This window comes from Dietzia maris (assembly GCF_014144855.1).
Lineage (GTDB): Bacteria > Actinomycetota > Actinomycetes > Mycobacteriales > Mycobacteriaceae > Dietzia > Dietzia kunjamensis.
Map to the genome: position 1 here is coordinate 1 of NZ_JAALDN010000034.1, position 11,349 is coordinate 11,349.

Genomic DNA, 11,349 nt, shown 5'->3' on the forward strand with positions numbered 1-11,349 from the left:
CCGAGGTGCGCCGTCGCCGGCGTGAGGCGGGCACCGGGTCGACCGAGGTGCTGGTGCGCGGTCGCCTCGCCGAGCGCGTCGTGGACGCCTGCGACCGGGCCCGACTGCTGTCCTTCGTGGTCCCCGCGATCTCACCGGTCGAGGCGGCGTGGCGCCTGTACGCGACCGCGTGACCGGGTCGCGTGACCGGACCGCGCGGGCGGCCCGGACACGAGCGGGACGGACGAGTTTTTACCGATCCTGCGGAACCGAACCGCCCCACGGGCGCGTCGAACACTGTGACGGACCCAGAAGGGGATTCCGCACCGACCACAGTGGAGGACGAGATGACCGGGTTCAACACCCACATCGGGACCATGGACACCGCGGCCAGGAGGGTCGACGACGTGAACCTGGAGATCGACCGCCTGCTCGGCACCGTGCGGGACTCGGTGTCCCAACTCGGCGGCTCGGTGTGGAGGGGCGCCGCGCAGGCCCGCTTCACCCAGATCATGACCGAATGGCAGCAGCAGAGCACCAAGCTCAACACCGCGCTGGCGGGGATCTCGGAGACGATGCGCACCAACAGCACATCGTTCGACGCAGCGGACCAGGATTCGGCCGCGCTCATCAACCGCGCCGGCGCCGCCGGGCCTCTCAACCTCTGACCACCAGCACCGCCAGCACCGCCAGCACCGGAAGGGTACCCCCATGACCTCAGGACAGATCACCTACAACCACGGCCCGATCGAGGCACTCGTCGGCCAGGTCACGCAGGCCTCGGTCAACCTGCGCACCACTCTCGACGATCTCAAGGCCTACCTCGCACCGCTGGTCGCCGAGTGGGAGGGCGACGCCGCCGTCGCCTACCAGGCGCACCAGAACGACTGGGATCAGGCCGCGGCCGCGCTCCAGTCGATGCTCGCCGAGATCTCCCGCGCCGCCGGCCAGGGCAATCAGGGTATGGCCGACGCCGATCGTCGCGCCGCCCAGGGCTGGGGCTGAACCGGCTCGACGGGCACCCCGACCCCGCCGACGTCCCGCGACGACGGCGGGGTCGTGGCGTGTCGACCGGATGCGTCCGGCCCGCGGGCGTCCTACCGTCGCGGCACGACCCGGGAACGATCCCGGTGAACGCCACGTGGAGAACGCCACACGAAGGGGGACCGCATGTACGTCACGCACGATCCGTCGACCGGCCGGACCGACCGCGAGTACGAGCAGACCGAGGACGTCGACGCCATCCTGAGCACCGTCACCGAGGGGTTCACCGCCTGGCGCGCGACGGAGGTGTCCGAGCGGGCACGGATCCTCCTGGCGATCGCCGACGCCTTCGAGGAGCACCAAGAGGAGCTCGGCAAGGCGATCACCACCGAGATGGGCAAGCTCCCCGCGCAGGCCCGCGGCGAGGTGGCCCTCGCGGCGTCGATCTACCGCTGGTACGGCGAGCACGGTCCCGCGCTGCTCGAGTCCGACACCCTCGATGTGCCGGACGCCCGCCTCAACCGGGTGACCTACGAGCCGGTCGGCCCGCTGGTCGGCATCATGCCGTGGAACTACCCCTACTACCAGGTGGCCCGGTTCGCGGCGCCCAACCTGCTGCTGGGCAACACCATCGTGCTCAAGCACGCGAGCATCTGCGCCCGCTCGTCGGCGGCGATCGAGAAGGTCCAGCGCGGAGCCGGCCTCCCCGAGGACGCCTACGTCAACGTGTACGCCTCCAGTGACACGGTGGCCGAGATGATCGCCGACCCCAGGATCAAGGGCGTCTCCCTCACCGGCAGCGAGGGCGCCGGCGCCGCGGTGGCCACCGTCGCCGCGAAGAACCTCAAGCCCAGCGTCCTGGAGCTCGGCGGCTCGGACCCGCTCGTCGTCCTGGACGCCGACGACCTCGACGAACTGGTCGAGACCGTGGGCCGGGCGCGGCTGTCGAACTGCGGGCAGGCCTGCAACTCGCCCAAGCGGATCTTCGTGCCCGCGCAGATGAAGGACGACTTCGTCGGGCGGCTGAAGAACCTCTACGAGGAACTGGCCGTCGGGCCCGCCGCCGACGAGGGCACCGAGCTGGGCCCGCTGTCCTCCGAGGACGCGCGCGACGGCGTGGTCGAGCAGGTCCAGCGCGCCGCGGAGCAGGGGGCGACGCTCGTCACGGGCGGCGCGGCGATCGATCGCCCCGGCGCATTCATGCAGCCCGCCGTCCTCACCGACATCACCCCGGAGATGGACGCCTACCGCGAGGAGATCTTCGGCCCCGTCGCCATGGTGTACGGCTACGACTCCGTCGACGAGGCCGTGCGGATCGCCAACGACACCCCGTTCGGTCTGTCCGGCTCGGTGTGGGGAACCGACGTCGACCGCGCCTCCGAGGTGGCCGAGCGGCTCGAGGTGGGGATGGCCTACGTCAACGAACACGGCACGACGATGCCCGGCCTGCCGTTCGGCGGCGTCAAGCGTTCGGGCTACGGCCGCGAGCTCGGCCGCTGGGGACTGACCGAGTTCGCCAACGTCCGGCTCCAGCGGGTGCACTGACCCGGCAACACGCCCACCCCGCGAACGACGACAGGGCCCCGGCTGCACAACGCAGCCGGGGCCCTGTTCGCGCGCGAGGTCGCGTCAGCGAGCCCCGGCGTACGCCTGCGCGAGTCGCGCGATCTTCTGGGCCCGGGCCAGGCGCGGCAGGTCGGCGCCGTCGCGGGCGCGCTCACCGCCGGGACCGAGCTCATCGATCACGGACTCGGCCCACGAGACGTCGGCCGCGGAGGGGGAGAGAACCTCGTTGATGTAGGGCGCCTGGTCCACGCGGAGGCACAGCTTGCCGGTCATGCCCATCTCGACCGCGTGCTCGGCGGCGTCCTTGAGGACCTGCGTGTCATTGGAGATGGTCGGCCCGTCGATGGGCGGGGCCACGCGCGCGATCCGGCTGGCCACCACGAACTGCGAGCGCGTGTACGCCAGTGCGATCTGCGACGACCCGATGCCCGTGTCGCGACGGAAGTCACCGACGCCGAACGCCAGCCGCACCACCTGCTCGGACTTGGCGATCTCGGCGGCCTGGGCGAGACCGTCGGCCGACTCCACCAGCGCGACGATCGGGGTGTTCTCGGCCAGACGCGCGGCAGTGAGGGAGACGTGCTCGGCGTTCTCGGTCTTGGCCAGCATCACGCCGTCCAGCCCGGGGCAGTGCCCGAGCGCCATGAGGTCCTTCTCCCATTCGGGGGACCGGACGTCGTTGATGCGGATCCACGCGTGGTTCCCGGCCTCGAGCCACTGACGGACCTCACGACGGGCCCGTTCCTTCTCGGACTGCCGACACCCGTCTTCCACGTCGAGGACCACCACGTCCATCTCCGAGTTGACGGCGGCGTCGAAGCGCTCGGACTTGTCCGCGGGCAGCAGCAGCCACGAACGGGCGATGGTCGGTGGGATGGTCGACATGGGGCTCATGGGTTCCGGTCATCCTTTGGTCGTGAGGCGGCGACGATCGCGCTGGCAACCTCCCCACGATACGTCGGGCGCCCCCGGCGGGCGCATGCGGGAACGACTCTCACATCGCGGGTGCGGTGACCAGCTGGATCAGGTTGCCGCAGGTGTCGTCGAGGACCAGTGCCCACACCGGGCCCATCTCGGTGGGGGGTTGCACGATCCGGGCGCCCCGCTCCTTCAGTTCGTCGTGGGCCCGGTGGATGTCGTCCACCTCGAACTGCGCGGCCGGGATGCCGTCGGCGTGCAGGGCGGTGGCGTACGCGCGCGCCGCCGGGTGCTGGTCGGGCTCGAGCAGCAGCTGCGTGCCACCCGGGTCGCCCGGGTCCACCACCGTCAGCCAGCGGAAGTCCCCGGCCGGGAGATCGTGCTTGATCACGAAGCCCAGGACCTCTGTGTAGAAGGCCAGTGCGCGGGTCTGGTCGTCGACGTGGACGGAGGTCACTGTGATGCGCGGCATACTCCCCACGGTAGGTCGGCAGGCGTCCGTCGGCATCCGCTCCGGGGCCCGCCGGAGCCCATTGCTGACAGGAACTGTCCGCAAAGCGAGCGGTGAGTGTTGACTCGGACGCGGGCGGGGGACACCCTTTCTAGGTGAGCACCCGATCCTCCTCCGCGCCTGCGATAGAAGCAGAGCACCTCGTGAAGCGCTTCGGTGATTTCACCGCCGTGGACGACATCTCGTTCACGGTCCCCACCGGAACCGTCCTCGGGCTGCTCGGCCCCAACGGCTCCGGCAAGACGACCACCATCCGGATGATGACCACGCTGAGCCCGCCGACCTCGGGAACCGCCCGGGTCGCCGGGCACGATGTGCTGCGTGAGCCGGCGCAGGTCCGCAAGGCGATGGGGCTGACGGCCCAGTCGGCGACGGTGGACGAGTTGCTCACCGGGCGCGAGAACCTCCGCCTCATCGGCGACCTCTACGGCCTGCCCAAGAGGGCGGTCAAGGCGCGCGCGGACGAACTGCTCGAGAAGTTCTCCCTGGCCGACGCCGCCACCAGGGTCGCGAAGAGCTACTCCGGCGGAATGCGGCGTCGGCTCGACCTCGCGGCGAGCCTCGTCGCCGCCCCGCCCGTGTTGTTCCTGGACGAGCCGACCACGGGGCTCGACCCGCGGTCGCGCAATGAACTATGGGACGTCCTGCGGGGCCTCGTGCGGGACGGCACGACGTTGCTGCTGACCACGCAGTACCTCGACGAGGCCGACCAGCTGGCCGACCGGGTGATCGTCATCGACCACGGCAGCGTCATCGCCGACGGGACGCCGTTGCAGCTCAAGGACCGTTCGGGCGCGGCGAGCCTGGTGGTCACGGTGTCCCGACCGGACGACGTGGACGAGGCCGCCCGCGTCCTGGCGGGGCGCATCGAGGATCTGCACGTCGACCGGGACGCGCGCCGTCTCACCGCGCCGTCGGAGGGGGTCTCGGCCCTGGCCGCGATCGCGGCGGACTTCACCGAGGCGGGTATCGAGCTCGACGACATCGGCCTGCAACGGCCGAGCCTCGACGACGTCTTCCTCTCCCTCACGGGCCGCAAAGCGGAGGACCCGCAGACCGACACCACCGATCAGGAGACCCGGGTATGAGCACCGTCGCCGACCCCGCCACCACGTCCCCCGAGCGGGAGCACTTCTCCGTCCCGGTCCGTCCCGACGGGCCCTCGTTCGGCCGGCAGATCTCCGCGCTGGTGCGCCGCAACCTCTTCCACATCAGGCGCCAGCCGGAGAACCTCGCCGACGTCACCATCCAGCCGGTGATGTTCGTCCTGCTGTTCGCGTTCGTCTTCGGCGGTGCGATCGCCGTGGCGGGCAGCGGGGACTACCGGGAGTGGCTGCTGCCGGGGATCATGGCGCAGACCATGGCGTTCTCGTCGTTCGTCGTGGCCTCCGGGCTGTGCAACGACCTCAACAAGGGGATCATCGACCGCTTCCGGACGCTGCCCATCCAGCGATCGTCGATCCTCATCGCGCGCAGTGCGTCCAGCCTCATCCACTCCTCGATCGGCGTGGTCGTCATGTCGCTGACGGGCCTCATCGTGGGGTGGAGGATCCGCAGCGGGCTCCTCGACGCGCTGCTGGGGTACCTCATCCTGCTGGGCTTCGGCTTCGTCATGATCTGGATCGGCATCGTCGTGGGCTCGAGGCTCAAGACGATCGAGGCGGTGAACGGCGTCATGTTCACCACGACGTTCCCCATCACGTTCGTCGCCAACACCTTCGCCCCGCCGGAGTCGATGCCCGTGTGGTTGCGGGCGATCGCGGAGTGGAACCCGCTCTCCTCGGTCGTGCAGGCGATGCGTGAGCTCTGGGGGAACGCTCCGGCGGTCGGTCCGGACGCCGCCCTGCCGTTGCAGCACCCGGTGCTGGCGTCACTGTTGTGGATCGTCGGCCTGACGGTGGTGATCGCCCCGATAGCGATCAAGGCCTTCGACGCCCGCACCCGCGATTAGCGCGCCGGTCAGCCCGCCGACGAGCCCGCCGACGGGAGAGCCGGTACCGTCTCAGCGCTTCTTCCCGGGCGAGACGCGGATGGTGATCGAGCCGGTGATGGGCTCGACCCCGGCGTCGTCGACGAAACGAAGTGGCACCTCGACGTCCTGTCCGCTGGTGAAAGTCGAGAAGTCCGGCATGTCCGTCCACTCGGCGGTGACGGTCATGCCGCCGGTCGACATGGCGGGGTAGCGCACGTTCATCCCGACGGGGATCCATCGGTGGGTGGTGGGAACCGTGGCCTCGGCGAGCATGCCCACGGCCATCTCGGCGAGGTTGCACGCCGCGATCACGTGGAAGGTGCCGATGTGGTTGCGGTTGCCCCACCAGCCGGGTCCGCGGACGACGCAGCGGCCCGGTCGGAGTTCGACGACGTGCGGGTACGCCGTGCGGAAGTACGGGGCCTTGAGGCTCACCGCCGCGCTGAACAGGCGGGAGCCGAACGGGAGCCGGGTGGCGGTCTTCCACAGCCGGTAGGTGGAGGTGTCGGCGTGGTGGGTGGGGGAGGTGTCGGAGTCGGTCACGACGACGAGGTTACCCGCCGGTAAGTTCAGCGCGGTCGCCCACTGGGCTCGAACGCGTCCTCTCGGGCGAGGATCTGTGTCCCGTGACGCAGGAGCTCGTGGAGGCGATCCTGGTCGGCTCCGGGCTCGGCCACCCACAGGCGGTAGGCCGACAGCCCGATCCCCAGCGCGGCGTGCGCGGTCGCGGCGGGCACGAGATCGTCCACCGCCTGGCCGAGCCTGGCGGCGACGAACCCGGCCACGGCCCGGCGCCAGTCGGCGTACACGAGGGTCGAGTGCGCCTGCAGTTCGTCCACGCCGAGCAGGAGGCGCATCCGTAGTCGGTGCGCCTCCGTCTGCTCGCGGGGGAACGTGTTGAACGCGATGAGTGCGTCGGCGAGGGCGTCGCGCAGTGGCGTCTGCTCGGGCACGTCGGCGAGGTACTCCAGCATGAGGTCGATCTGCTCGTCGAACTCGCCCCAGGCGATGGCGGCCTTGCCGGGGAAATAGCGGAACAGCGTGCGGCGGGAGATGTGCGCGGCCTCGGCGATCTGGTCGACGCTGGTCGCGTCGTAGCCCTGCCGGGCGAACAGGTCGAGGGCCACGTCGACGATGGAGGCGCGCGTGGTCGACGGCCGACGTCCCGGGGGCCGTGTCCCGGTTCCGGGCAGTTCCGGCATTCCCATGACACGAGAGCCTAGATGAGTGACCCTTGCCACTGGCACTAAGTGCCAATATGATGCAGATCTCACCGGAAACCGGTGGGATGTCGCCGGAGTGCCAGACGAGAGGACACGTCATGGAGAACACGCAGAACACCGAGGTCGTGCTGGAGGAGGCCCTCATCGAGGAGGTCTCCATCGACGGCATGTGTGGGGTCTACTGAGATGACCTCCGCAGCAGCGCCGGCCGACGCCGAGCAGTCAGCCGCCCCGGCGGAATTCGACCTCGACGCCGGCTGGCGCCTGCACCCCGGGGTGGCGCTCCGGCCCGAGCCGTTCGGGGCACTGCTCTACCACTTCCACACCCGCAAGCTCAGCTTCCTCAAGTCGCCGACCATCGTCGAGGTGGTCCGCACCCTCGCCGACCACCCCACTGCGCGCGCCGCCTGTGCCGCCGCCGGGGTGTCGATCGATGATCCGGCGACAGCGCGGCTGTACCTGCACGCGCTCGGCCAGCTCGCCGCCTCGCGCATGATCGAGGAGACCTCATGACCAGCATGCTCGACCGTCCCGTCCCGGCGCCCGTCGGCCGCCTCGTCGACCAGTTCGAGCGCGGGCTCGACGCGCCGATCTGCCTGACCTGGGAACTCACCTACGCCTGCAACCTCGCCTGCGTGCACTGCCTGAGCTCCTCCGGTCGCCGTGACCCGCGCGAGCTCAGCACCGAGCAGTGCAAGGCGATCATCGACGAGCTGCAGAAGATGCAGGTCTTCTACGTCAACATCGGCGGAGGCGAGCCCACGGTCCGCTCCGATTTCTGGGAGCTGGTCGACTACGCCACCAGCCACCAGGTGGGCGTGAAGTTCTCCACCAACGGTGTCCGTATCGACGAGAAGGTCGCCAGGCGCCTGGCCGCGAGCGACTACGTGGACGTCCAGATCTCCATCGACGGTGCGACCGCGGAGGTCAACGACGCGGTCCGCGGCCCGGGGTCCTTCGACATGGCCTGCCGTGCGCTGCAGAACCTCAAGGACGCCGGCTTCACCGACGCCAAGATCTCGGTGGTGGTGACGCGCGAGAACGTCACCCAGCTGGACGAGTTCAAGGCGCTGGCCGACAAGTACGACGCGACCCTGCGCATCACCCGCCTGCGCCCGTCGGGCCGCGGCGCCGACGTGTGGGACGACCTGCACCCGCTGCCCGAGCAGCAGAGGGACCTGTACGACTGGCTGGTCGCGAACGGCTCCGACGTGCTCACGGGTGACAGCTTCTTCCACCTGTCGGCGTTCGGTGAAGGCCAGGGCTCGCTTCCCGGGCTCAACCTGTGCGGTGCCGGCCGTGTGGTGTGCCTGATCGACCCGATCGGCGACGTCTACGCCTGTCCGTTCGCCATCCACGAGGAGTTCCTCGCCGGCAACGTCGTCGCCGACGGCGGGTTCGAGACGGTGTGGCAGACCTCGGAGTTGTTCCGTGAGCTGCGCGAGCCGCAGTCGGCCGGGGCGTGTGCGTCCTGCGACTTCTATGACAGTTGCCGGGGTGGCTGCATGGCGGCCAAGTTCTTCACCGGGCTGCCGATGGACGGCCCGGACCCCGAGTGCGTCCAGGGGTACGGAGAGGGACTGCTCGCGGCTGAGCGCAGCATCCCCGACCCGTCGCAGGACCACACCCGGCCCATGGGACTCGCGGCGCGTAAGCAGCCCACCGGCCCGGTGCCGCTGACCCTCGTCACGACACCACCGCGCCGGCCCACCAGCCTGTGCGACGAGTCCCCGATCTGAAACCGGCCCGCCCGGACGAACCCCGCTGGCCCGGACCAACCCCGCAAGACCGGACGAACCCCCTAGAAGGAGCACCCACCACCGTGTCCCGCCTGTCGAAGATCGCCGAGGCCAACCCCTGGCGCCAGAACCCGTGGTTCGAGTCGGTCGCGGAGGCCCAGCGCCGCGCGAAGAAGAAGCTGCCCAAGAGCGTGTACATGGCGCTCGTCGGCGGAAGCGAAGCGGGGGTGACCATCCGCGACAACATGGACGCCTTCACCGAGCTCGAGCCCAAGCCCCACGTGATCGGCGCCAAGCAGGACCGCGAGATGGCCACCACGGTGATGGGCCAGCCCATCAGCCTGCCGGTGATGATCTCGCCGACCGGCGTCCAGGCCGTCACGCCGGACGGCGAGGTGGACGTGGCCCGCGCCGCGGCCGCCCGCGGCACGGCGATGGGACTGAGCTCGTTCGCGTCCAAGCCGATTGAGGAGGTCATCGCGGCCAACCCGCAGACCTTCTTCCAGGTGTACTGGCTCGGCGGCAAGGAGAAGGTGCTGGAGCGGCTGGAGCGCGCCAAGGCCGCCGGGGCGGCGGGCGTCATCCTCACCACCGACTGGTCGTTCTCGATGGGCCGTGACTGGGGCAGCCCGGCCATCCCGGAGAAGCTCGACGCCAGGGCCATGATCACCCTCGCCCCGCAGATCGCCGTGCGTCCCCGCTGGGCCGCCGAATGGGCCCGCGACGTGGTGGTCAACAAGCGGTTCCCCGATCTGACGACCCCCAACCTGGTGGGCAAGGGCGAGATGGGCCCGACGTTCTTCGGTGCCTACGGCGAGTGGATGGGCACCCCGCCGGCCACGTGGGAGGACATCGCCTGGGTCGTGGAGAACTACGACGGACCGGTCATGCTCAAGGGCATCACCCGGGTCGACGACGCCAAGCGGGCCGTCGACGCCGGGGTCACCGCGATCTCCGTCTCCAACCACGGCGGCAACAACCTCGACGCCACCCCGGCGTCCATCCGGTGCCTCGCGCCGATCGCCGACGAGGTGGGCGATCAGGTAGAGGTCCTGCTCGACGGCGGCATCCGTCGCGGTTCGGACGTGGCCAAGGCACTCGCGCTCGGTGCCCGGGCCGTGATGATCGGTCGCGCGTACCTGTGGGGGCTCGGGGCCAACGGCCAGGCGGGAGTGGAGAACGTCCTCGACATCATGCGTTCCGGACTCGACTCGAGCCTCATCGGGCTGAGCAAGTCCTCGATCTCCGAGCTGAACCGCGACGACTACGTCATCCCCGACGACTTCATGCGCCGTCTCGGCGTCTGACCCACCACCACGGAAGAGAAGGACACCCCCTGTAGTGGGAGATTTCGACGGCAAGGTCGTCTACATCACCGGTGTGGCCCGCGGCCAGGGCCGCAAGCACGCGATCCGCTTCGCGCGCGAGGGCGCCAGGATCATCGGCCTGGACCTGTGTGACTCGCCGTCCGAGTACGTGAAGTACCGGGCCGCCACCGAGGACGACCTGGCCACCACCATCGAGCGCGTGGAGGCCGAGGGAGGGGAGATCCTCGCCGAGGTCGGTGACGTCCGCGACCTGGCGTTCCAGCAGGCCCTCGTGGCCCGCGGCGTGGAGCGCTTCGGTGGCCGCCTGGACGTGGTGATCGCCAACGCGGGCATCTGCAACTGGGGCAAGGTCTGGGAGCTCGACGAGCAGCAGTGGCAGGACACCCTCGACATCAACCTCACGGGGTACTGGAAGACGCTGCGTGCGGCGATCCCGCACATGCTCTCCGCCGGTAACGGCGGGTCGATCATCCTGGTGAGCTCGGTGGCCGGTCTCAAGGCCATGCCGGTGCAGTCGCCCTACTCGGCGTCCAAGTACGGCGTGGTGGGCCTGGCCCAGACCGCGGCGAAGGAGCTCGGCGAGCACGGTATCCGGGTCAACACGATCCACCCCTACGGTGTCCAGACGCCGATGGGCGCGGAGGACCCCGACGCGCTCGAGGTGTTCAACACCATGCCGCAGTTCCTGCCGCACTTCACGCCGATCCTGGGGATGGGCATGGCCACCACCGACGACATCTCGGACTCGGTGATGTTCCTCGCCTCGGACGCCTCGCGGACCATCACCGCCTCGACCTTCACCGTCGACATGGGCGCGATCAAGGTCTGACCCGACGTGACGGGCGCGATCGGCGCGACCGGCCGGGCCGGTGCGGGAGTGCTTGCGGTGCTGCCCCTCGGGGCGACCGAGCAACACGGCCCGCACCTGCCGCCGGAGACGGACACCCTCCTGGCCACCGCGACCGCCCGCGCCCTCGCCCCCGGTGACGTCCGTGTGCTCCCCGGCCTCGCCTACGGTGCGAGCGGGGAGCACCAGGCGTTCGACGGGACCGTGTCGATCGGCACCGAGGCCCTCGCCGGGACGATCATCGAGCTCGGCCGGTCGGTGAGCGCCTGGGCGGACCGGCTC

The 11,349-nt window shown here is 70.1% G+C and carries 15 protein-coding genes; 11 read left to right on the top strand and 4 right to left on the bottom strand.

What is annotated here, in order from left to right; genetic code table 11:
* Positions 1-326 precede the first annotated feature (326 nt).
* From G6024_RS01160 to G6024_RS01170, 3 genes are all read left to right on the top strand, one after another.
* Positions 327-647 (top strand): WXG100 family type VII secretion target, encoded by a 321-nt coding sequence (locus G6024_RS01160; protein ID WP_067716986.1) that lies wholly within the window; start codon positions 327-329, stop codon positions 645-647.
* 43 nt (positions 648-690) lie between these two features.
* The gene (locus G6024_RS01165) at positions 691-984 is read left to right on the top strand and encodes a WXG100 family type VII secretion target (RefSeq protein WP_067716601.1); all 294 of its coding nucleotides are present in this window, start codon (positions 691-693) and stop codon (positions 982-984) included.
* 165 nt (positions 985-1,149) lie between these two features.
* Positions 1,150-2,508, top strand: coding sequence for an NAD-dependent succinate-semialdehyde dehydrogenase (locus G6024_RS01170; RefSeq protein ID WP_067716599.1), 1,359 nt, complete (start codon positions 1,150-1,152; stop codon positions 2,506-2,508).
* Positions 2,509-2,592: 84 nt separating this feature from the next.
* On the opposite strand, the gene G6024_RS01175 is transcribed toward G6024_RS01170, so the two are convergent.
* Positions 2,593-3,414, bottom strand: coding sequence for an HpcH/HpaI aldolase/citrate lyase family protein (locus G6024_RS01175; RefSeq protein ID WP_082923926.1), 822 nt, complete (start codon positions 3,412-3,414; stop codon positions 2,593-2,595).
* Positions 3,415-3,523: 109 nt separating this feature from the next.
* A complete protein-coding gene (locus G6024_RS01180; RefSeq protein WP_069390275.1) occupies positions 3,524-3,919 on the bottom strand; it encodes a VOC family protein in 396 nt (131 codons plus the stop codon).
* A gap of 134 nt (positions 3,920-4,053) precedes the next feature.
* Here G6024_RS01180 and G6024_RS01185 point away from each other — a divergent pair, with 134 nt between their 5' ends.
* Together G6024_RS01185 and G6024_RS01190 are read left to right on the top strand one after the other, a co-directional pair.
* On the top strand, positions 4,054-5,046 hold the full coding sequence (locus tag G6024_RS01185) for an efflux ABC transporter ATPase subunit, DrrA-related (RefSeq protein WP_069390276.1): 993 nt from the start codon (positions 4,054-4,056) through the stop codon (positions 5,044-5,046).
* Positions 5,043-5,909 carry an ABC transporter permease gene (locus G6024_RS01190; protein ID WP_069390277.1) on the top strand — a complete coding sequence of 289 codons (867 nt, stop codon included), beginning with the start codon at positions 5,043-5,045 and terminating at the stop codon, positions 5,907-5,909. The genes G6024_RS01185 and G6024_RS01190 overlap by 4 nt, the downstream gene beginning before the upstream one ends.
* A 51-nt stretch (positions 5,910-5,960) precedes the next feature.
* On the opposite strand, the gene G6024_RS01195 is transcribed toward G6024_RS01190, so the two are convergent.
* On the bottom strand, positions 5,961-6,473 hold the full coding sequence (locus G6024_RS01195; protein WP_159147668.1) for a hotdog fold domain-containing protein: 513 nt from the start codon (positions 6,471-6,473) through the stop codon (positions 5,961-5,963).
* A 26-nt stretch (positions 6,474-6,499) separates the two neighbouring features.
* A complete protein-coding gene (gene mftR / locus G6024_RS01200; RefSeq protein WP_067716583.1) occupies positions 6,500-7,138 on the bottom strand; it encodes a mycofactocin system transcriptional regulator MftR in 639 nt (212 codons plus the stop codon).
* Positions 7,139-7,251: 113 nt separating this feature from the next.
* On the opposite strand from mftR, the gene mftA reads away from it, so the two are divergent.
* The 6 genes from mftA to G6024_RS01230 all read left to right on the top strand — a co-directional run.
* Positions 7,252-7,338, top strand: a complete 87-nt coding sequence (gene mftA, locus G6024_RS01205) for a mycofactocin precursor MftA (RefSeq protein ID WP_067716580.1) — start codon at positions 7,252-7,254, stop codon at positions 7,336-7,338.
* A 1-nt stretch (position 7,339) separates the two neighbouring features.
* Entirely contained in the window at positions 7,340-7,666 is a 327-nt protein-coding gene (gene mftB / locus G6024_RS01210) for a mycofactocin biosynthesis chaperone MftB (RefSeq protein ID WP_067716578.1), read from the top strand.
* Entirely contained in the window at positions 7,663-8,892 is a 1,230-nt protein-coding gene (gene mftC / locus G6024_RS01215) for a mycofactocin radical SAM maturase (protein ID WP_067716575.1), read from the top strand. The genes mftB and mftC overlap by 4 nt, the downstream gene beginning before the upstream one ends.
* 83 nt (positions 8,893-8,975) lie before the next feature.
* Entirely contained in the window at positions 8,976-10,199 is a 1,224-nt protein-coding gene (gene mftD / locus G6024_RS01220; protein ID WP_067716572.1) for a pre-mycofactocin synthase MftD, read from the top strand.
* 34 nt (positions 10,200-10,233) lie between these two features.
* Entirely contained in the window at positions 10,234-11,049 is an 816-nt protein-coding gene (locus tag G6024_RS01225) for a mycofactocin-coupled SDR family oxidoreductase (protein WP_067716570.1), read from the top strand.
* 6 nt (positions 11,050-11,055) lie between these two features.
* A partial coding sequence (locus tag G6024_RS01230; protein ID WP_159147669.1) for a creatininase family protein occupies positions 11,056-11,349 on the top strand: 294 nt, incomplete at its 3' end.